22 protein-coding genes and 1 tRNA gene are annotated in these 20,925 nt (G+C 68.3%); 11 read left to right on the top strand and 12 right to left on the bottom strand.

All coding sequences use genetic code 11. The annotated features are described in order from the left end of the window. Positions 1–200 precede the first annotated feature (200 nt). The gene (locus EV662_RS09100; RefSeq protein WP_132461855.1) at positions 201–1,244 is read right to left on the bottom strand and encodes a succinylglutamate desuccinylase/aspartoacylase family protein; all 1,044 of its coding nucleotides are present in this window, start codon (positions 1,242–1,244) and stop codon (positions 201–203) included. A gap of 449 nt (positions 1,245–1,693) precedes the next feature. Beyond that, positions 1,694–3,268 (bottom strand): bifunctional metallophosphatase/5'-nucleotidase, encoded by a 1,575-nt coding sequence (locus tag EV662_RS09095; protein WP_132461854.1) that lies wholly within the window; start codon positions 3,266–3,268, stop codon positions 1,694–1,696. A gap of 129 nt (positions 3,269–3,397) precedes the next feature. Here EV662_RS09095 and EV662_RS09090 point away from each other — a divergent pair, with 129 nt between their 5' ends. The 10 genes from EV662_RS09090 (at position 3,398) to EV662_RS09045 (ending at position 11,358) form a co-directional block, all read left to right on the top strand. Further along, entirely contained in the window at positions 3,398–3,736 is a 339-nt protein-coding gene (locus tag EV662_RS09090) for a DUF952 domain-containing protein (protein ID WP_132461853.1), read from the top strand. After that, positions 3,733–4,791 carry a quinone-dependent dihydroorotate dehydrogenase gene (locus EV662_RS09085; RefSeq protein WP_132461852.1) on the top strand — a complete coding sequence of 353 codons (1,059 nt, stop codon included), beginning with the start codon at positions 3,733–3,735 and terminating at the stop codon, positions 4,789–4,791. Before EV662_RS09090 ends, EV662_RS09085 begins: the two co-directional genes overlap by 4 nt. Beyond that, on the top strand, positions 4,788–5,135 hold the full coding sequence (arsC, locus tag EV662_RS09080) for an arsenate reductase (glutaredoxin) (RefSeq protein WP_132461851.1): 348 nt from the start codon (positions 4,788–4,790) through the stop codon (positions 5,133–5,135). The genes EV662_RS09085 and arsC overlap by 4 nt, the downstream gene beginning before the upstream one ends. A gap of 13 nt (positions 5,136–5,148) precedes the next feature. Next, the gene (locus tag EV662_RS09075; RefSeq protein WP_132461850.1) at positions 5,149–5,814 is read left to right on the top strand and encodes an SOS response-associated peptidase; all 666 of its coding nucleotides are present in this window, start codon (positions 5,149–5,151) and stop codon (positions 5,812–5,814) included. A gap of 118 nt (positions 5,815–5,932) precedes the next feature. After that, positions 5,933–6,148 carry a DUF1127 domain-containing protein gene (locus EV662_RS09070; RefSeq protein WP_132461849.1) on the top strand — a complete coding sequence of 72 codons (216 nt, stop codon included), beginning with the start codon at positions 5,933–5,935 and terminating at the stop codon, positions 6,146–6,148. Between the two features lie 66 nt (positions 6,149–6,214). Then, positions 6,215–6,288, top strand: a tRNA-Gly gene (locus tag EV662_RS09065). Between the two features lie 103 nt (positions 6,289–6,391). Beyond that, complete coding sequence (locus EV662_RS09060; protein WP_165915567.1) at positions 6,392–8,185, top strand: ABC transporter transmembrane domain-containing protein; 1,794 nt, start codon at positions 6,392–6,394, stop codon at positions 8,183–8,185. An 82-nt stretch (positions 8,186–8,267) separates the two neighbouring features. Beyond that, a complete protein-coding gene (gene lysM / locus EV662_RS09055; RefSeq protein ID WP_132461848.1) occupies positions 8,268–8,696 on the top strand; it encodes a peptidoglycan-binding protein LysM in 429 nt (142 codons plus the stop codon). Between the two features lie 147 nt (positions 8,697–8,843). Beyond that, a complete protein-coding gene (locus EV662_RS09050) occupies positions 8,844–10,739 on the top strand; it encodes an acyl-CoA synthetase (protein WP_132461847.1) in 1,896 nt (631 codons plus the stop codon). Between the two features lie 73 nt (positions 10,740–10,812). Beyond that, entirely contained in the window at positions 10,813–11,358 is a 546-nt protein-coding gene (locus EV662_RS09045) for a hypothetical protein (protein ID WP_132461846.1), read from the top strand. A 643-nt stretch (positions 11,359–12,001) separates the two neighbouring features. Here EV662_RS09045 and EV662_RS09040 read toward each other — a convergent pair. The 9 genes from EV662_RS09040 to EV662_RS08995 all read right to left on the bottom strand — a co-directional run bounded on the left by EV662_RS09040 (position 12,002) and on the right by EV662_RS08995 (position 19,658). After that, positions 12,002–12,559: a hypothetical protein gene (locus tag EV662_RS09040; RefSeq protein WP_132461845.1), complete on the bottom strand. Its 558-nt coding sequence runs from the start codon at positions 12,557–12,559 to the stop codon at positions 12,002–12,004. Positions 12,560–12,700: 141 nt separating this feature from the next. Beyond that, the gene (locus EV662_RS09035; protein ID WP_132461844.1) at positions 12,701–14,215 is read right to left on the bottom strand and encodes a tripartite tricarboxylate transporter permease; all 1,515 of its coding nucleotides are present in this window, start codon (positions 14,213–14,215) and stop codon (positions 12,701–12,703) included. Then, on the bottom strand, positions 14,212–14,688 hold the full coding sequence (locus EV662_RS09030) for a tripartite tricarboxylate transporter TctB family protein (protein ID WP_165915566.1): 477 nt from the start codon (positions 14,686–14,688) through the stop codon (positions 14,212–14,214). The genes EV662_RS09035 and EV662_RS09030 overlap by 4 nt, the downstream gene beginning before the upstream one ends. 55 nt (positions 14,689–14,743) lie before the next feature. After that, positions 14,744–15,739, bottom strand: a complete 996-nt coding sequence (locus EV662_RS09025; RefSeq protein ID WP_132461842.1) for a tripartite tricarboxylate transporter substrate binding protein — start codon at positions 15,737–15,739, stop codon at positions 14,744–14,746. 160 nt (positions 15,740–15,899) lie between these two features. Continuing rightward, a complete protein-coding gene (locus EV662_RS19525) occupies positions 15,900–16,496 on the bottom strand; it encodes a hypothetical protein (protein WP_165915565.1) in 597 nt (198 codons plus the stop codon). 1,051 nt (positions 16,497–17,547) lie between these two features. Beyond that, complete coding sequence (locus EV662_RS09010) at positions 17,548–18,207, bottom strand: terminase small subunit (RefSeq protein WP_132461840.1); 660 nt, start codon at positions 18,205–18,207, stop codon at positions 17,548–17,550. After that, positions 18,207–18,659 carry a hypothetical protein gene (locus EV662_RS09005; RefSeq protein ID WP_132461839.1) on the bottom strand — a complete coding sequence of 151 codons (453 nt, stop codon included), beginning with the start codon at positions 18,657–18,659 and terminating at the stop codon, positions 18,207–18,209. Before EV662_RS09005 ends, EV662_RS09010 begins: the two co-directional genes overlap by 1 nt. Next, entirely contained in the window at positions 18,659–19,255 is a 597-nt protein-coding gene (locus EV662_RS09000; RefSeq protein WP_132461838.1) for a hypothetical protein, read from the bottom strand. The genes EV662_RS09005 and EV662_RS09000 overlap by 1 nt, the downstream gene beginning before the upstream one ends. A gap of 142 nt (positions 19,256–19,397) precedes the next feature. After that, positions 19,398–19,658 carry a helix-turn-helix domain-containing protein gene (locus tag EV662_RS08995; RefSeq protein ID WP_132461837.1) on the bottom strand — a complete coding sequence of 87 codons (261 nt, stop codon included), beginning with the start codon at positions 19,656–19,658 and terminating at the stop codon, positions 19,398–19,400. A gap of 44 nt (positions 19,659–19,702) precedes the next feature. On the opposite strand from EV662_RS08995, the gene EV662_RS08990 reads away from it, so the two are divergent. Further along, positions 19,703–20,593 (top strand): tyrosine-type recombinase/integrase, encoded by an 891-nt coding sequence (locus EV662_RS08990; protein ID WP_165915564.1) that lies wholly within the window; start codon positions 19,703–19,705, stop codon positions 20,591–20,593. Between the two features lie 50 nt (positions 20,594–20,643). Here the strand turns inward: EV662_RS08990 and EV662_RS08985 are convergent. Beyond that, on the bottom strand, positions 20,644–20,925 hold a 282-nt coding region (locus EV662_RS08985; protein WP_279533250.1), incomplete at its 5' end, for a UDP binding domain-containing protein.

Below are 20,925 nucleotides of genomic sequence, written 5' to 3'. Positions count from 1 at the left end.
TTTTTGTGTGTCGTTGGGGGGGGGGCGGCGTGGGGGGGGGCGCGCCCCCGGGGGGGGTGGGGGGGGGGGGGTGGGGGGGTTTTTTTTTTTTTTTGGGGGGGGGGGGGGGGGGCCCCGCCCCCCCCCCCCCCGGCCGGGGGGGCGCTGCCCCCCGACCCCCCCGGGATATTTTCGGCCAGAAGAAGGGACAGGCCGGCCTGCTAGAGGATCTCGTCCTCGTCGAAGAGCCTTTCGGCTTCGAGTTCGGCATTCCAGGCGCCGATCCGGTCGCCTGCCCGATCCGAGGGCGCGATGGCGGCGAGGTGGAAGACGGCGTTGCCCTCGTTCACCACCGGCAGCACCGCACGGCCCAGAATGATGCCATGTTCGGGGGCCGTGATCTGGGTTTCGATCTCGCCGAACGGGTCGGAGACGACGGCGAGGATGTCCCCCTTGTCGACAACGTCCCCCTCGCTTCGGTAGGTGCGCAGAAGGCCCCCCTGGGGGGCGCGCAACCAGCGCGAGGCGCGGCAGACCAGCGGCGCCCTGCGCGCGCGCGGCACCCCCTTGGCCGCGATCATGCCGCGGTCATGCAGCACGCGCAGTATGCCCGCGACGCCCGCGCGGACGGCGGTTTCGTCGAACCGGAGTCCCTCGCCCGCCTCGTAGAGCAGCATGCCCACGCCCATCGCCCGCGCCGTGTCGCGCAGCGATCCCTCGCGCAGGTCCGATCGCAGCACGACGGGTGCGGCGAAGACGCGCGCCAGGCGCATCAGTTCCTCGTCCCCGGGGGAGACGCGGACCTGCGGCAGGTTGGTGCGGTGGATCGCGGCGGAGTGCAGGTCGATGCCCAGGTCGGCGCGCGCGACCACCTCTTCGGTCAGGAGATGGGCCAGGCGTGCGGCCATCGAGCCTTCGGCCGAGCCCGGGAAGCAACGGTTCAGGTCGCGCCGGTCGGGCAGGTAGCGCGACAGGTTCAGGAAGCCGAAGGCGTTGACGATGGGAATCGCGATCAGGGTGCCGGCGAGCGAGCGCAGCGCGGGCAGGTTCAGCAGCCGCCGGACGATCTCGACGCCGATGACCTCGTCGCCGTGGATGCCGGCGGTGACGAAGACCACGGGCCCCTTGCGCCGGCCGTGGATCACGTGGGCGGACATGGTGACGGGGGTGTGATCGGACAGGACCGAAACCGGCAGATCGACGGTGCGCCGGGCGCCGGGGGCGAGGGTCTGACCGCCGATCTCGAAGCCGGGCCGGGGTGTCATGGCAAGGGAAAAGCGTCGTTGCGCATGGACAAGCGATACGCCGGGCGACTTGGGCTGGCAAGGGGGCGGCGCGGTCCTGAACGAGCGTGGGTGTCAGAGGTCGGGCGGGGCGTGGCTGGCTGAAGCGTCCGGCCCGCGTGGGCGGCGCAGTCTGGGCACAGAGGGGGGGCGGGTTCGGACCAGGGCAGGCGAGCGTAGCGATGCGTGCTGCGGGTCGTCTCGGAACCGGGTTGCCGGGGCATTGACGGGGTCAAGGGGCGCGCGCCGGGGGTGATCTCGTGGTTCGATATTGCGAATCCGAGGATTTACCGCGGCGCCGAGCCGTGCCCTTGGGCGCGGTTTCACGGATTGAACGAATGTCTTTGCGGAAAGGTCCGCCGCAGCCCGATCGGCCGGTATCGCCGGGGGCGTCGGCCCCCGGCGCGGCAAAACCCGATCGATGAAGCGGTCTATTCAGCCGCGGTGATCCGCCCGTCCGTGTAGGGCGTGTAGGGCGCGTTGTCGGCCAGGAACGCGGCCGTCACATCGGCGAGATCGGGGCCGAAATCGTAGACGTCCTGCGCGTCCACGAACATCTTGTAGCCGTCGCCGCCGTTGCGCACGTAGTTGTTCGAGACCACGCCATAGGTCTTGGCCGCATCGAGCGGCACCCAGGCGCCGTCCTCCATCACCTCGGCCGATGTCACCCGCGCGCCCGGCTCCGCCGCCGGATCCCAGGTGAATTTCAGCCCGGCCACCTGCGGGAAGCGGCCCGCGCCCTCTTCGACCTGGCTCAGCCCGTTTTCCAGCGCCTCCAGCACGGTCTGCCCCGAGACATGGAAGGTCGAAAGCGTGTTCTGGAACGGCAGCACGGTCAGCACCTCGCCCATCGTCACCGGTCCCGCGTCGATGGACGCGCGCAGGCCCCCGCCGTTCTGGATCGCGATCTGGATGCCCTGGTCGCGCACCCGGTCCAGCATCGCGTCGGCCACCAGGTTGCCCATCGGGCATTCCATCGCGCGGCAGACCGTGCGGTCGCCCTCGATGGCCTCGGCGGCCTCGGCCACCACCTTCTGGCGGATTTCGTCGAGCGGCTGGGCCAGTTCGCCGATCCGCGCCTTGGTGGCCTCGTCCTCGGCGACGGCGGCATCCATCACCAGCGGATCGCCCACCGCCGCGGTCACCACGCCCGCGTCGTCAAAGGTGACGTTCAACTCGCCCAGGAACTTGCCATAGCCATAGGCCTGCACGATGGCGGTTTGGCCCACCATCGTGGGGTAGGGGCCGGCCGCGCGGTCGTCGGTGTTGGACAGAAGCGTGTGCGAATGCCCGCCCACGATCACGTCGACGCCGGTGGTTTCGGCCGCGATCACCTTGTCGGTCTCATAGCCCGAATGGGACAGCACGATGATCTTGTTCACCCCCTCGGCGGTCAGCTTGTCGACCTCGGCCTGCACGGCGCCCACCGGGTCGGTGAAGATGACGTTCGGCCCGGGGCTGGCCAGCTCGTCGGTGTCCTGCGGCGTCAGCCCGATCAGGCCCAGTTTCTCGCCGCCGCGCTCGATCACCACCGATTTCCGGATCGCGCCGGCCAGCTGTTCCTCGCCCGAGATGTCGGCATTCGACATCAGGATCGGGAAGTCCACGGCATCGACGAAGCCACGCAGAACCTCGGGGCCGTCGTCGAATTCGTGGTTGCCCACGGTCATCGCGTCATAGCCCATCTTGTTCATCATCTCGGCCGCGACCTTGCCCTTGTAATAGGTGTAGAACAGCGTGCCCTGGAACTGGTCGCCGCCATCGACCAGGATGAAATTGTTGGTCCGCGCCTTGGCCGCGTCCAGCGCCGTCACCAGCCGGGCCGACCCGCCAAAGCACTCGCCGGCCTGGTTGTCCTCTTCCGAGCAGCCCGAGTCGTATTTCGAGATCGGCTCGAACCGGGCGTGGAAATCGTTGGTGTGCAGGATCGTCAGCGAATACTCTGCCTGGGCCATGCCTGCCGTAAGCGCCAGCACGGCCGCCGCGGAAAGAAAGCGCCTTGTCATGGTGAATCCCCTGTTGGTTGATGCCGGAAAGATTGGCGCGCCCGCAGGGGTCTGTCAAAGGTCCAGCGCGCTGCCGTCGCGTCCGCAGCGCGCTTGACCGCGGCCACGGCAGTTGGCAAGGGAGACGCCATGCTGATCTACAAGATCTTCCGCAGGGCCGAATGGGACGCGTTCCGCGCCGCCGGCCGCACCGCCGGGGCGCAGGTGGACTTGGCCGATGGGTTCATCCACCTGTCCACCGCCGAACAGGTGACCGGCACCGCCGAAAAGCATTTCGCCGGGGAAAGCGACCTGGTCCTGGTCGCGGTCGAGGCCGACCGCCTGGGCGCGGCGCTGAAATGGGAACCCTCGCGCGGTGGCGCGCTGTTCCCGCATCTTTACCGCGACCTGACCGCGGCGGACCTGGTCTGGGACAAGTCTCTGCCGCTGGGGGCCACGGGCCACATCTTCCCCGAGGGCGTGGTATGACGCCGCTGGACCGCGCCGGGCTTGCGGTGCTGCACCGGATCGACCCCGAGCGGGCGCATGCCCTGTCGCTGGCCGCGCTGAAATCGGGGCTGCTGCCGCTGCCCGGGCCGATCACCTCGCCCCGGCTTGCGACCGAGGTGGCGGGGCTCAGCCTGCCCAACCCGGTGGGGCTGGCCGCCGGGTTCGACAAGAACGCCGAGGCGCTGGCGCCGCTGTCGCGCGCGGGCTTCGGCTTCGTCGAGGTGGGCGCGGCGACGCCGCGGCCCCAGCCCGGCAACCCGCGCCCGCGGCTGTTCCGCCTGCCCGAGGACCGCGCCGCGATCAACCGCTTCGGCTTCAACAATCAGGGCATGGTGGCGATCGGCGCGCGGCTGGCCGCCCGGCCCGCGGGCGCGGTGGTGGGGCTGAACCTCGGCGCGAACAAGGACAGCGCCGACCGCGCCGCCGATTTCGCCGCCGTGCTGGCCCATTGCGGCGCGCATGTGGATTTCGCGACCGTCAACGTCTCGTCGCCCAATACCGAGAAACTGCGCGACCTGCAGGGCAAGGCGGCGCTCTCGGCGCTGCTGGCCGGCGTGATGGCGGCGCGGGCCGAACTGCCCCGGCCGATCCCGGTCTTCCTCAAGATCGCCCCGGACCTGAGCGATGCCGAGATCGACGAGATCGCGCAGGTGGCGCTGGAGTCCGGGCTGTCGGGGATCGTCGCCACCAACACCACGCTGGCGCGCGCCGGGCTGAAAAGCCGCCATGCCGCCCAGGCGGGCGGGCTGTCGGGCGCGCCGCTTTTCGCGCGTTCGACGCGGGTGCTGGCGCGGCTTTCGACTGTGACCGAGGGCCGCCTGCCGCTGATCGGGGTGGGGGGCATCGGTTCGGCCGAAGACGCCTATGCCAAGATCCGCGCGGGGGCCTCGGCGGTGCAGTTGTATACCGCGCTGGTCTATGGCGGGCTTGGCCTGGTGGGCGAGATCGTGCGCGGGCTGGACGGCTTGCTGGCCCGCGACGGCTTTGACTCCGTGGCCCAGGCGGTGGGCACCGGCCGGGAGGACTGGACATGAGCGGCGTCACCATCTGGCACAACCCGCGCTGTTCGAAGTCGCGCGCGGCGCTGGCCCTGCTGGAAGCGCGCGGGATCTCGCCCGTGGTGCGCCGCTATCTCGACGCGCCGCCCAGCCTGGCCGAGCTGCGCGCCGCCCGCGATGCATTGGGGTTGCCCGTGATCGCCATGATGCGCCCCAAGGACAAGCTGTTCCGCGATCTCGGCCTGGCCCGCGACGATGACGACGAAACGTTGCTGGCCGCGATGGCCGCGCACCCGGCGCTGATCGAACGGCCCATCGTCTTTGCCGGGAACCGCGCCGCCCTTGGCCGCCCGCCCGAGGCGATCCTCGACATCCTCTGAAGGGCCCACGCCCATGTGCGGACGTTTCGCGATCACCCTGCCGACGGATGCCATGGCGCGCCTGTTCGGGGCGGTGCCCGCCAACGACCTGCCCGAGGGGCCGAATTACAACGTCTGCCCCACCACTCCCGTGGCCACCGTCACCAGCGAGGACGGCACGCGCCGGTTGCGCCCGATGCGCTGGGGCTTCGTGCCGCGGTGGTACAAGTCGCCCACCGATGGCCCGCTGCTCATCAACGCGCGCGCCGACAGCATCGCGCGAAAGCCCGCCTTCGCCGATGCGGCCCGGCACCGGCGCTGTATCGTGCCGGCTTCGGGGTTCTACGAATGGCGCACGGATGACGATGGCGCCAAGCTGCCCTGGTATATCCGGCGCGCGGACGGGGCGCCCATCGCCTTTGCCGCGATCTGGCAGGACTGGGAACGTGACGGCCAGCACCTGGCCACCTGCGCCATCGTCACCACCGATGCGAACGCCCCGATGGCCGCGATCCATCACCGGATGCCGGTGATCGTCGAACCCGACGACTGGCCGCTTTGGCTGGGCGAGGCGGGGCATGGGGCGGCGGTGCTGATGCGGCCGGCGGCCGAGGACGCGCTGGTCTTTCACCGGGTGGACCCGGCGGTGAACTCGAACCGCGCCGCTGGCCCCGAGTTGATCGAACCAATTGAGGCCTGACCGGCGGTTGAACGGCGGGGCATGCGGATGCTGCATGACGGCAATGCTGCGCCGTCGATTGTGCGGGTGCAGAAAGTCGCTATCTCATGGCCTCAACCTCAGATAATGGAGAGACGAGATGGCTTTCGTGACCGGTGTGTTCACGACCCGCGGTGGCGTTGCCGGGAAACTGGCCCTGATGGCTGCCACCCTGAAAGCCTGGGTCCGGGAATATGCGCTGCGGCGCGCGACCTTCCGGGAATTGTCGGCACTCAGCGACCGTGAACTGGATGACCTGGGATTGCGCCGCGACGACATCGCCCGGATCGCCGCCGAGTCGGCGCGCCAGGCCTGATTGCCCGCGACGGTCCGCGACATGCCGCTTGACCGGCGCGTGGCCGTGTCCTAGTGACGGGTCAACGCGGGTATAGCTTAATGGTAAAGCCCCTGCCTTCCAAGCAGGCTATGTCGGTTCGATTCCGTCTACCCGCTCCAGTTTCACCCTTGTGACCGTGCACGGCGCCGTGAAATCGGCGCCTGCGGCTTGTTGTCCCCGGCGCCCGGCCCTACAACAGGCCGGGATACGCAGGAGAGACCGATGCCGCCCAGGGCGAAGGTGGACGAAGACCGCGAGAAATCGAAACGCATCGGGGCGCTGAGGGCGCTTTGGCCGTTCGTCACGCCCTACCGGCCCATGCTGGCCGCGGCGCTGACCGTGCTGGTGCTGACCGCGGCGGTGTCGCTGGTGCTGCCGATGGCGGTGCGCCGGGTGGTCGATGCCTTCGAGACCGAGGCCGCGGCGCTGCTGGACAGCTATTTCGCCGCCGCCCTGGGAATCGCGGGGCTGCTCGCGCTGGGCACGGCGCTGCGCTATTATCTGGTGACGCGGCTGGGCGAACGGGTGGTGGCCGATATCCGCACCGCCGTGTTCGACCGCATGATCGGGATGAGCCCGGCCTTCTACGAAAAGGTGATGACCGGCGAGGTGCTTAGCCGGATCACCACCGATACCACGCTGATCCTGTCGGTGATCGGCTCTTCGGTGTCGGTCGCCCTGCGCAACGTGCTGATCTTCTTCGGCGGGCTGGTGCTGATGCTGGCCACCTCGCCCAAGCTGACCAGCGCGGTGCTGATCCTGGTGCCGGCGGTGATCGTGCCCATCGTCCTGCTGGGCCGGCGGCTGCGGCGCCTGAGCCGCGAGAACCAGGACTGGATCGCGGCCTCCTCGGGCAATGCCTCCGAGGCGCTTCTGGCGGTGCAGACCGTGCAGGCCTTCACCCACGAGGCGGCCAGCCGGGGCACGTTCCACGACGTGACCGAGAAAAGCTTTGTCGCGGCCAAGCAACGGGTCGGCACGCGGGCGGTTATGACGGCGATCGTGATCTTCCTGGTCTTCGCCGGGATCGTCGGCGTGCTTTGGGTGGGCGCGCGCGACGTCCGCGCCGACGCGATGACCGTGGGCGAACTGGTCCAGTTCGTGATCTATTCGGTGATGGTCGCGGGCGCCGTGGGCGCGATGACCGAGATCTGGGGCGAATTGCAGCGCGCCGCCGGCGCGACCGAGCGGCTGGTCGAACTGCTCACCGCCGAGGACAGTGTCACCGACCCAGCCCGGCCCGTGCCGCTGCCCGGCCGTGCACGGGGTGATATCCGCTTCGAGGGGGTGCGTTTCTCCTATCCCTCGCGCCCCGGAATCGCCGCGCTTGACGGGATCGACCTGCATGTGAAACCGGGCGAGACGGTGGCGCTGGTCGGCCCCTCGGGCGCGGGCAAGTCCACCATCATCCAGCTCTTGCTGCGCTTCTACGACCCGCAGGAGGGCCGTATCCTTCTGGACGGCGTGGACCTGCGCGACACCACCCGCGCCACCTTCCGCCACCATATCGCGCTGGTGCCGCAAGACCCGGTGATCTTCGCCGCCACCGCGCGCGAGAACATCCGCTTCGGCCGGCCCGAGGCGACCGATCACGAGGTCGAGGCCGCCGCCAGCGCCGCCGCGGCGCATGATTTCCTGGCCGCGCTGCCCGACGGCTATGACACCTTTGTGGGCGAACGCGGCATCATGCTGTCGGGCGGGCAGAAACAGCGCATCGCGATTGCCCGCGCGATCCTGCGCGACGCGCCGGTGCTGCTGCTGGACGAGGCGACCTCGGCGCTGGACGCGGAATCGGAACGCGCGGTGCAGCACGCCGTCGACGAGATGGCCGCCAACCGCACCACGCTGATCGTGGCGCACCGGTTGGCCACGGTGAAAAAGGCCGACCGCATCCTGGTGTTCGACGAGGGCCGGATCGTGGCCGAGGGCACGCACGAGGCGCTGGTCGCCCAGGGTGGGCTTTACGCCCGGCTCGCGCGGCTGCAATTCACCGACGGCATCGAAAGCGCCGCCTGAGCGGCCTCGTTTTCGTTTCCTTGTCGCAAAAACCCGGTCTAACCTTCGGCATCGTTAACGATGATTGTGGAGGAGAATACCGATGGGTTTGTGGAAATTCGTGAAAGACGCAGGCAAGAAGCTGACCGGCCGGGCCGAGGCCGCCGAGGCCCCCAGCGCCGAAGACCTGCAAAAGGAAATCGCCGATCTCGGCCTTGATGCCGAAGGGCTGGAGATCGAGGTCGAGGGCGACAAGGTCAAGGTCAAGGGCACGCCGAAAAGCCAGGAGGCCAAGGAAAAGGTCATGCTGGCCGTCGGCAATATCGAGGGCGTGGCCGAGGTCGAGGACGCGGCAGGCGGCGCGGACCCGGTGTTCCACACTGTCGTCAAGGGTGACTCGCTTTGGAAGATCGCCGAGAAAACGCTGGGCAATGGCGCGCGCTATACCGAGATCTTCGAGGCCAACAAGCCGATGCTGAGTGATCCCGACAAGATCTATCCCGGCCAGGTGCTGCGCATCCCGCAGGACTGACCCGGCCCGCGCCCGCTGCGGGCGGCATGTCTGACGTGGCGTTGCAGGGGGCGCGCGACATCTTGCAGCGGGCGCCTTTTGCCGCCATCCTCGCCTTTCGACAGGAAGGGAAGGCCCGGTTCGAACGGGCCCCGGGGAGGACGACCGATGGCCGGCTTTGCCTCACGCGCCGATCGCGACGCGATCGAGGCGGAATCCGAATGGCATGGGCGCGCGCTTCCGCGCAGCGTCTACGAATTCGTCAGCGCGACGGCGCGGGCCCATCCCGACCGCCCCGCGCTGTCCTTCCAGCTGTTGTCCGACCCCAAGGCCCGGGCCGAGACACTCAGCTGGGCGGAGTTCCACGCCCGCGTGACCCAGGCCGCGAACCTGTTCCGCAGGCTGGGGATCGGCGAGGATGACGTGGTGGCCTATGTCCTGCCCAATTGCACCGAGACGGCGGTGACGTTGCTGGGCGGGGCGGTGGCCGGGATCGTCAACCCGATCAACCCGCTTCTCGAGGCCGAGACCATCGCCGCGATCCTGCGCGAGACCAACGCAAAGGTCGTGGTCACGCTCAGGACCTTTCCCAAGACCGATGTCGGCCAGAAGGTCGCCGAGGCGGTGCGCCACGCGCCGAACGTCGATACCGTTCTGGAAGTCGACCTGCTGCGTTACCTGACCGGCGTCAAGAAGCTGATCGTGCCGCTGATCCGGCCGAAAAACCCCGACAACCACCACGCCGACCTGCTGGATTTCCACAAGGAACTGGCGAAGGAGCGGGCCGACCGGCTGGACTTCGAGGATCATTCCGACGACCGGGTGGCGGCCTATTTCCACACCGGGGGCACCACCGGCCTGCCCAAGGTCGCCCAGCACAAGGTCTCGGGCATGGTCTATAACGGCTGGCTGGGGCGGCGCCTGCTGTTCACCGAGACCGACACGCTGATCTGCCCCTTGCCGCTGTTCCATGTCTTCGCGGCCTACCCGGTGCTGATGTCGGTGATCGCGGCGGGGGCGCATGTCGTGCTGCCGACGCCCGCGGGCTATCGCGGCGAGGGGGTGTTCGACAACTTCTGGAAGCTGATCGAACGCTGGGGCGTGACCTTCGTCATCACCGTGCCCACCGCTATCGCCGCATTGATGCAGCGCAAGGTCGATGCCGATGTCTCGACGCTGCGCTATGCCTTCTCGGGCTCGGCACCGCTGCCGATCGAGCTGTACAACCGGTTCGAAAAGGCGACCGGCGTCACCATCTGCGAGGGCTACGGCCTGACCGAGGCGACTTGCCTCGTGTCGATCAACCCGCCCGAGGGCAGCAAGAAGATCGGCTCGGTCGGCATTCCGTTTCCCTACACCGATGTGCGCATCCTGAAATGTGACGCCGAGGGCAACGTGATCGCGGAATGCGACATCGACGAGGTGGGCGAGATCTGCGTGGCCAACCCGGGCGTGCTGGACGGGGCGACCTATACGGACGCGTCCAAGAACCTTGGCCTTTATGCCGAGGGGCGGTTCCTGCGCACGGGCGACCTGGGCCGGATCGACGCCGACGGCTATCTCTACATCACCGGCCGGGCCAAGGACATCATCATCCGCGGCGGCCACAACATCGACCCCGCCGAGATCGAGCAGGCGCTGGCCGGCCACCGCGACGTGGCCTTCGTCGGCGCGATCGGCCAGCCCGACGCCTTTGCGGGCGAACTGCCCTGCGCCTATGTCGAACTGGTGCAGGACGCCACCGCCACGCCCGGCGACCTGCTGGACTATGCCAGGGTGCATATCCACGAACGCGCCGCGATCCCCAAGCATATCGAGATCCTGGACGAGTTGCCCAAGACCGCGGTCGGCAAGGTGTTCAAGCCCGAGCTGCGCAAGCGCGCGATTCGGCGGGTCTATGACGCCGCGCTGACCGAGGCGGGGCTTGCGGCGCGCGTGCACGAGGTCGCCGAGGACCGCAAGCGTGGCCTGGTCGCCCGACTGGACCGCCCCGAGGGCACGGACGAGGACGCCGTGCGCGCGGTGCTGGGCAATTTCACCACGCCATGGGAATGGTCGGATTGATCCCCATCCCCGCCATTCTTCTGCCACAAGATTCGGCGACATTTCGCCGATACGCGGAACGACGGGGCAAAGCATGCGGACATCTTCCAAAGCGATTGCGACCATGATCGGCGCGGCTGCGATCATGTCCTGCGGCCAGGGCATAGCCGCCGCACAGCCCAAATCGCAGGTGCTCTACGCGCATCGCGCCTGGGAAGTGCGCGGCGTGGTGTTCGAAAGCGGCGCGCCGATGTGCGTGGCACTGGTTCAATTGGGCGAGGCTGCGTTTTCGATCTGGGCGGATGGCTCGCGTCCGATCAGCCTGCAATTCTACTCGCCCGGCTGGGCCTTCGGCGAAACCATGTCCGACGTCGAGGTGCAGGTCGACACCCGGGAGGAATGGACCCTTGGTGGCGCCGACATGTTCCGGAACGCGGTGTTCTTCAGCCTGCCCAGTGACGATGTCAGCCTGCAGTTCCTGGGCCAGATCGCCGATGGCATGACCCTCCACCTGCGTAATGGCGCGGGCGAAAACCTTTACAGCTACACGCTTTCCGGCTCGAACGCGTCGATCCGTGCGCTGGGCCGTTGTGTCGACGCATTGCGTGCGCGCGCGGGTGATGACGACCCGTTCGATTGACCCCCTCCCCGTGCACCCGGCCCTTGCCGTGCACAGTCTGACAACACTGCTGATGTGGACCGCCGGGTCTTTGGCCGCTTGTTCCGTCCGCCGCGACGACTGCTCAGGGTTTCCTGACGACCCGTGATCCGGCCATGAGGTCGCCCATTGGATCGAATGGTTTGATGCCGCTGCGTCCACAAGCGGTCCGGCTTTATCGGGCGTTTGGTGCCGGAAGAGGGGGGAAGAGGGCGGACGACGGCGGATGAGAGGCAGGGACCCGACATCGGTTGTTCCAGGCGCGCGCCCTTTCTGCCCGCACCCCGAAATGCGCCGCAAGCAGGTTCAGGAACGGTCCCTGTTTCGGGGTCGAGATGCGGGTCGTCCGCGTGACCTGCCCATCGCGCAGCACGGTCTTTTCCTCGACATCGAGCATGGCCAACTGCTCCGGCCGTCCCCGGCGTCGGCCTCAATCGCGGCATCGAGCGCGGAGTCCGCCCGGGCCTCGGCCGCGCGGATGATCTCGAGCCGGGCCAGCGCAAGCGCGAGCTCATCGCGCAGCAGCGGGTCCGTCTCCATCACCGCCCCGGCGCAGCGCGGCTCGAGCGCGGCCCAGTCGACCGGGCTGCGTTGGCCCGGTTCGTCGCCTGTTTGCTGGGGCTGGTCATTCCGAGATCTCCTCGGCGTCGGGGATCGCAGCCTGCCGTGCGCGGGTCCGAAGCGCCTCGAGATCCTCGATCGCCTTGGTGCGCTGGCGGCGGTTGCCGGCGATCTGGCGATCGAACTGGTCGATCGCCCGGGACGACGCGAGCCAGGCGCGGGTTTCGATCGCTTCGATCTCGATTCCGCAGGCGGCCAGGACGGCCTCGGCCAGCGCCCGTTGGGGGCTGCCAACAGAGCCCGCCTGTTCGGGAAGGGTGGCGTGGCCGCGATAAAGCTCGCTCTCGATCAGATCGCGCATCTGCGTGCGCAGGATGCGGCCGATCCGGTATTCATCCTGGCGCATCCGCCGCGTCAGATCGGCGATTTCCTCGACGAGCAATTCCTCGAAGGCCGTTTTCGGGGCGAGTGGCGCATGCATCATCTGGCGGATGGTGTCGGCCTGGACCGGGGCTCCGCCCGGTGCCGCGGGGACGGTGAGTAGGTCCATGCCAGACGGCCAAGCGGCCGCGTCGGGCAGCGCGCCGGTTGCGGAACGGGTTACCGATGAGGAATTTGTCATGATCTCTCTCCACTCAGGAACTTATTTCGAGTTGGAGAGCACATCATGCGCTTTGGTATTGGAGGCTGGCCTATATCGCCATCCGGATCAAGAGGCGCGCAAAATATGGGATAATTTCGGGGGGCGCCGTGATCGAGGGGGCTAACCGGAACCGCTCGCCCGTCCAAGACGGACACGCAGCCAGCGCCAGGCCGGGGTCTGGGCCAGCAGCATCAGGATCAGCGCGAGGCTGAGGATGCAGGAGATCGGATGCGTCACGAAATCCAGCAGGAACTGGCCCAGGTCTTCTCGCGCGCCGATCATCGCGCGGCGGTAGTTCGCGTCGATCATCGGTCCCAGGATCACGCCCAGGATGATCGGGGCGACCTGGAAGCCGTATTTCTTGAGAAGGTAGCCCAGCACGCCAAAGCCGAGTGTCCAGTAGATATGGACCGGGTTGTTCTGGATCGCGTAGGCGCCCACCGCCGACAGCACCACGATCAGCGGAAACAGGATCGCGCGCGGGCATTCCACGATGCGGGTGAAGATGCGCACGCCGGTCAGCCCGAAGACCAGCAGGAACAGGTTGGCCAGCGTCAGGTTGCCGACCATGAACCAGAACAGGTGCGGTGTTTCGCTCAGCAGGAGCGGGCCGGGCTTCAACCCGTGGATGAAAAGCGCACCGATGATGATCGCGGTAACCGCGTCGCCCGGAATGCCCAGCGTCAGCATCGGGATGAAGGCGCCGCCGACCGCGGCGTTGTTGGCGGCCTCGGGGGCGATCAGCCCCTCTTTCGCGCCCTGGCCGAACGGGGTTTCGGGGTGCTTGGTGCTGCGCCGCGCGTCGTCATAGGCCAGCAGAGCCGCGATATCCCCGCCGGTGCCGGGCAAGGCCCCGATCAGCGTGCCGATCCCCGAGGCCCGCAGGCCCACGCGCAGGTAGCGCCGCACGTCGCGCCAGGCGGGCACGATGCGTGAGATGGCTTGTCGGACGGCCGTCTTGCCGACGTTTTCGAGCTGGACCAGCGCCTCGGCCACGCCGAAGAAACCGATCATCGCCACGATGTAGGGAATGCCGCCCATCAGGTCGATCGAGCCGTAGGTAAACCGCGCCTCGGCCGTCATCGGGTCGAGCCCGACCATGCCGACCAGCACCCCCAATGCGCCCGCGAAGGCGCCCTTGGCAAAACTTTCGCCCGACAGCGTGCCGACCAGCAGGATGCCGATGATCCCAAGCAGCATGTAGTCGCGCGAGTTGAATTGCAGCGCGATATCGGAAATCGCAGGCGCGGCGAGTGCCAGCGCCAGCACGCCGATCAGCCCGCCGATCACCGACATCACCGTGGACAGCCCGATCGCCTCGCCCGCCAGCCCCTTGCGGGCCAGCGGATAGCCGTCGAGCGCCGTGGCGATGGCGCTCGGCGCGCCGGGGATGTTCAACAGGATCGCGCTGCGCGCGCCCCCGTAGACCCCGCCGACATAGACCCCGGCGATCAGCGCAAGGGCTGCGTTCACCTCCCATTTGAAGGTAAACGAGATCAGGATCGACACCGCCATGGTGACCGACAGGCCCGGGATGGCGCCCACATAGATGCCCGCCAGCGTCCCCAGCGCCGTCAACACCAGGAGCGAGGGATCGATCCAGGAGGTCGCGAAGAAACCCAGCGCCTCGATCATGGCCAGACCGTGCCGGAGGGCAGGACCACCTGGAAGACAAGGCGGAAAACCACGTAGACGCCTGTGACGGACAGCGCGGTGATACCCGCCGCCCACAGCACGCCGCGCCGCCAGAGCATCCAGATCGACAGGAACAGGAAGACGCCCGAGGCCGGCAGGAAGCCCAGCCCGGGGATCGCCGCCCCGTAGGCCACGAGTAGCGCCACGAACAGGACCAGTTGCGGCGGGACGAGAAACCTGAGTGTTTCGCGCAACGAGGGGCGCGCGGGTCGGGGCCGAGCCAGCGCGTCGCGCAGGATGACCAGCCCGCTGACGACCATCACCCCGGCGGCCAGCATCGGGATCACCCCGCCGGTGGTCAGCCCGGAAAAGCCCGAGATGCCATAGGCCTGCTGAAATGCCAGCAGGCTGACGCCAAGCAGGGCAAGGGCGAAGACACGTTCGCCGGGGCGGAGATCGGAAGGCGGTTTCAACGCGCGGGGCGGGGCTGGCCCGGCGCGGCCGCAGGGGCGTGCGCCGGACAGGGGATCACGGGCGCGGAATGCCCAGGTCCTCGGGGCTGACCTTGGCGGCCCCGGTGTCCTGCAACACCCAGGTCGTGACCTGCTGCCACTTGGTCAGGAACGCCTCCGCCTCGTCGCCCGAGATGTTCATCACCACGTTGCCGCGGTTCGCCATCAGGTCCAGGAACCCGGGATCCTGCGCCGCGCCCGCGTAGACCTCGACGAGTTTCGCCTTGATCTCGTCGGGCACCTCGTCGCGCACGAACACCCCGTAGAACGGCCCCCAGGGCAGGAAGCGCTCCATCTCGGGCAGGGTGTCGGTGATCGGCGGCACGCCGGGCAGGATGTCGACCGGAGTCTGGTTGACCACTGCCAGCGCCCGCATGTTGCCCGCCTTGATCTGTTCGGCCGCCGCCGAGATGCCCGACGGCATGAAATCGACCTCGCCGCCCAGCATCGCGGTCAGGCCGGGGCCCTCGCCGTCGAAGGGGATCGCGGTGACCTCGAACGCGGCGGCATTGGCGATCAGCGCGCCAATGGTCGAGGGCAGGCCGCCCGGCCCGGTCGAGCCCATCTTGACCGCGCCCGGATCGGCCGCGATATCGTCCAAAAGCTCGGCCAGCGTCTGGTATTTCGAGTCCGCGGGCACGACGATCACGGCGACCCCGCGCCCGAGGATGTTGACCGGGTAGAAGGCGCTGTAATCCAGTTTGGAAACGCCCATCACGCCGTGCAGCTGCGGGTTCTCGGCCCCGTAGAGCAGCGTGTAGCCATCGGCCGGCGCCGCGTTGACGAAGGCCGTGGAAATCGCGCCCGCTGCGCCCGACTTGTTCAGCACCACGATGGGCTTGCCTAGCGCCTCTTCGGCGGCGGGGTTCACCGCGCGCGCCACCGTATCGGTCGCCCCGCCCGCGCCCCACATCACCACGCCCAGAACCTCGCGTTCCGGATACTCCGCCAGCGCAGGGCCGGCCGAGGCCAGGAGCAGGGCCGCCGCCGCGGCCTTCAGGTGTTTCTTCATGTCGTCCTCCCCTTCGGTCTTGTCCTTGCCTTTTGCGGCAGCTTTGCCGGCTTGGCCAGGGGAGCGCAAGTGCCCGAAAGGACAAGGCGCGCGGGGCCGGCAGGGGTGAGACGTGAATGGCCGTTCGGATCGGGGCCCTGGCGATCGATGTTGCCGCGCGTCAGTGCGGACCCCAGACCTGGCGCAAGACCATCCCGAGGGCCGCGACCATCCCGGCCCCAAGCGCATCGGCCAGGAGAGCGGCAAACTCCCTGCTCCGGCCGGCCAGGGGCAGGACCAGTTCGATCAAGTCGCCATTGCCGATCGCGCCAAGCACCATTTCCGGCAGCCACCGCGGCCGGAAGATCGCTGAACCCATGACCGCGTTGCGATGGCGGTGCCTGGCGTCAGGTGCAGGGGATGGCGTGTGCAGCAACGATTTTCCTGACGCGCACTTACCCTTTTGTGTGTCCCTTGCATTATTGATGCACACAGGCGAGCGTTCGGAACTGATCAAGGTCGTTCGCACTCCCGACCGGCGCAGGGGGCCTACCAGGACCTGTTGCGGCTGCAGCTCGACGAACGCGTCTCGGTCTTTGCCGGAACGGTCGAGACGCGGCACCGAAACGGGCGGACCTCTCTCTTCGAGCGGTTCCGCATCGGCACCGAGATGAAAAGCCGCGACCCGGACGAGGACGGACCCGCCCTGCGCGCGGCTGGACCGGGCCGAGGCGCTGAAGGCGGAGGCGGCCGCATACGGATCGCCCCCGGCTGTCATGGGCGCGGCGACCGCCTCGAAACCGGGGCGCTGCTTGCAGCGGCGGCGTCGCGGGCGTGCCCTGGTGCAGGACAGGGGGCTCCGACCTGCCCAGTCGTGCGCGTTCGAGATGGGATTTTATCGGGCCTTCGGGGACGACACCCCGGACGCGCCGCGTGCCAGGCGCGGGGTCCGGCGGGGCCGCCTGGCAATGCCGGTCAGCCGCGATCAGAGAGAAGGACACCAGGGCAATTCCCGAAAATACAGGGCCTCACGCCGCGCAGCGTCAGCCCGAGTGAGGACAGCCCGGGCATTCGGGGAGGTCGGAAGGCCGGGAACCGGATGACCGCGGATGAGGTGCCCGCCGTCGAGGCCGGGCGCTTCGGGAGGGCCGCGATCGGGCGCCCGGCAGGCGTAGATCCTCCGCCCGCACGATCTCGTCGCGAAGGCTCGCGCGCACGCCCTTGCGCGCGACGATTTCGGCGGGCGTGGGTGGCGCCAGAGCCGCGGCTTGATCGCGCGAGCTTTGCACCCCGGGGGCATGATCGGGGTCACGGGCGCCATGGTCGGGCCGCACGCCTGCGGGAGGTGCGACCGCGCGGGTCACGCTGCAGAACGACGAGCGGGGGCGCGCGTGTCTCACGGCATCGCTCCGCGGCACTGGCTTCGTTCCGGGAAACGCCTCCTCGCTCGGCGTCCCGTGCTGTCCACTCGGAGGCGGCCTGCGCGAGATGACGCGGGCGCGCCGGTTTCCGTCGGATGCTGGTGGCGGGCCACATGCGGCCCCGGACGTCGCGCCGCGCCGTGGCCGGTGCCTGTTGCCCGACCGGAGAGATCCCGTCACATTCCCGAGAGAAGCGGGGTCCCGCGGTGCAGCGCCTGGGATCGACCTGGCTTCGGCTCGTGAGGTGACGGCTCTGGCTTCGTTGTGGGAAGCGCTTGCTTGCGCTTCGTGTGAGACGATGCCCGGGTCGCGCATCCTTTGCCCGCGCCGGGTCGCGCCCGTCTCCGGGGGATCATTCCCGGGACAGGCTGGTGGGTTCGTTTCGGCAGATCGGTCGACAGCGCGCACTCAGACCTCGCTGGCCGTACGATACGAGTGGAACTCATCTTCCGAGACTTGAAACACACCCGGTTCGAGCCTTTGCGCGTGGGCGCACATCGCGCGCGCCGCCGCCGTCAGAAGCTCGTCTTTCCTGTCGTCGGAGGGGCTCTCCGCGCCCACCCCGAAATGTCGTGCGAGCAGCTTCAGGATCTCGATTCGGTTCTGCATCGAGATGCAGAGGGTGCGGGTGACCTGGCCGTCGCGGACCACGGTCTTTTCCTCGAAATCGAGCAGGCCGAGCTGGTCCGGGCGTGCCCGTGTCACGTCGAGGCGAAGGCCCCCGGTTTCGGGATCCGGCACGAAAAGGTTCGACAGATCCGCGAAACCTTGGCGCCACAACGCCGAAACGAACTCTTCCCGCGTCGCGGGCGCGTGTTCCACGCTCAGGCGCAGCGCGCGCAGCCGCGCCTGGATCTCCGGCCGGGCAAGGAGCACCGGCCAGACCCGGTCGGAGAAGCGCCCATAGCCGGCTTCGCGCGCGGCTGCGGGACCGTCGAACCCTATGGCGAAGGCCCGGGCGAATTGCTCGCGCCGAGGCTTGAGCTGGGCCAGATCGAGAGACCGGACATAGCCTTCGAACAGGCGATCCTGTTCTTCTGGGCTGAGGGAGACCTTCCGGCGCGCCATCAGGAGTCCTCCCGCATCGAGACGAGCCGGCGCAAGGCCCGGTGAAGACTGCTAGACGCCTCGGCGCGATACCGGGAAAGGCGCCGCGTTTCCTCGAGCGCCGCGCCAAGAGCGTCTTCTTCCTCGTCCTTGTCCTCGTGCACTGCGCTCGCGATCCCGGCGTCGAGTGCGTGCTCCGCTCGGGCTTCGGCCGCGCGGACGATTTCGAGCCGGGCGAGGGCCAGGGCAAGCTCGTCCCGGAGCGCGGGATCGATCGCCATCAGGGGCCCGGCGTGCTCCGGTTCGAGGGCGGTCCGGATGATGACGGCCTTCCGCGCGGCCAGCGCCTCCCTGGCGAAGACGCCATGCCGGCGCGCATTGCCGGCGGACCGGGCCTTGCCCGCGGCGCTGCGCGGGCCGGTAGATCTGGACGCGTTGGCCCTGTTCGCCGCCAGCTTCCGAGCACTCGTCATCAGGAAACCTCCTCGGCATCGGGGATCGCCTGCTGTTTGCCGCGTGCGCGCAGCGCCTCGAGATCCTCTATCGCCCTGGCGCGCTGCCTGCGGTTGGCCGCGATCTGGCGGTCGAGCTGATCGAGCGCCTTGGCCGACGCGATCCAGGCGCGCGCTTCGACCGCCTCGATCTCGATGCCGCAGGCGGTGATGATCGCCTCGGCCTGCAGCCTGTCCTCCGGCGACCCGTAGGCCCAGGCATTCGACAGTGCCCGCTGGCGCGGGCCATCCCGGTCACGCGGATCGGGGATGTTCGCGTTGCTGCGATAGAGCTCGGCCTCGACGATATCGCGCATGCGCGCGCGCAGGATGCGGCCGATCCGATGTTCATCCTGGCGCATCCGCCGCGTGAGATCGGCGATTTCCTCGACCAGCAATTCCTCGAAGGGCGAGTCCGGCGCGAATTGCGCATGGACGAGGCGCCTGATGTAGTCCGCGTCGAGTGCCCGCTCGCCGGGCGCGGCGGGGACGGTCGGCAGGTGCGACCCGGACCGGTACTCCGGCGTCTCAACGAGGATGTCGGCAGGGGCTGGAGTCGTCGACGGGGGCTTGGTCATGATGTTTCTCCTCTCGGGATTGCGTTCGAGACGGAGAGGACATCATGCACTCTTCGGGACGACCTTAGCCGATGATGCGGTTGCCATCAAGGTCAGCGCAAGATGTCGGGGGCTTTGCGAGGTTACTGCGACAGGCGCACGGTCAGGGCTGGCGGGGCGGTACTCCGATACGGAGCCCGGGCCGGTCGTCCGGCGCGCCGATGAACTCGATCCCGGCGGCTTCGAGGGCGCGCCTTATTGCAGCAAGATTGCCCTTGCGGGATTTCGGGACGCCCTCCGCCACCTCGTAGCGCACGATTGTCGCGGTGCCGACGCCTGTCCGGTCGGCCAGCTCCTGCACGGACCAGTTCAGGGCGCCACGCGCCGCGCGAATTTGCCGTCCGGTGAGGGGCACGTCTTGCATTATGACAAATAATTTATCATAATACGCGTATGACACAAGGCACGATGAATCACGGCTGGCAATCCGAATTCCAACGCCTCGAAGGCGCCTACGCGCCGGCTACAATGCGTAGTTATCGCTCCGATGTCGAGGTGTTCGTGCATTGGTGCGACGGCCAAGGGATCGCACCCTTCCCGGCCGACACCGCCACGGTTTGCGCCTTCCTCGAGGACCAGGGCCCCCTGCACGCCCCCTCAACGGTGCGCCGACGGCTCTACGCGATCCGCAAGATCCACCGCCTTCTGGACTTGCCCGACCCGACCCAGGCCGAAGACATCAATCTCAGCCTGCGGCGGGTCCGCCGGGCCAAGCACGCGCGCCCGAAGCAGGCCAAGGGCCTGACCCGGGACTTCCTGGAGAGGTTTCTGGAGGTGCAGCCCGACACGCCCTGGGGTCTGCGAAACCGCGCGATGCTCTCGCTCGGTTACGACCTGCTGACCCGGCGGTCGGAACTGGTCGCGCTTCGCACCGACGACGTGGTCTGGCGAAGCGACGGAACGCTGCGCGTCCTGATCCGGCGCAGCAAGGCCGACCCGTTCGGCGAAGGACGCATCGCCTTCAGCTCACGCCGGTCGGCGGATCTTCTGGAGGAGTGGCTGGCGTTTCGCGGCATGGAAATTACGCCGCTCTTCTGCGCGATCTACCAGGAGAAACCCATCGACCGCGCCCTCAGCACCACAACGGTTAAACGCCTCATCAAGTCATCCGCCCGTGACGCCGGGCTGGACGCAAGTGTCGTCGGGGAATTCAGCGGACACTCGATGCGGGTCGGTGCGGCGCAAGACCTACTCCGCGCAGGCCACGATACCGCGGCGATCATGCGCGCCGGCGGCTGGAAGAGCGTGAACGTGCTGGCGCGGTATCTGGAACAGGCGGAGTACAATGTGTGGGGTTAGAGCGGCATAGCAATATACGCCAGACCGCCTATCCGGCTACCACAGGCTGGTCAAACTTCCTGCGTCACGAGTTCTGGGCCTTCATCGGAGATCGAATTTGGCTTCGCTTCTGTCACGTTGACACGAGTCCAGCCCGGTCGCCCCACGGCCACGTAAGCCTCGAACCCCGCACCGCGGACATCCTCGGGCGGGTAGACGTTGCGCAGGTCGGCCATCCGCGGTGCGGCCATGGCGCGCGCGATCTGGGTCAGGTCGAGGCCGCGGAACTCGTTCCACTCGGTCAGCAGGACGACCGCATCGGCACCCGCCGCGGCGCCATAGGGGTCCTCGAC

The sequence above is a fragment of the Rhodovulum marinum genome, from assembly GCF_004343075.1.
GTDB lineage: Bacteria > Pseudomonadota > Alphaproteobacteria > Rhodobacterales > Rhodobacteraceae > Rhodovulum > Rhodovulum marinum.
This window is presented reverse-complemented; position numbering and strand designations above follow the sequence as displayed.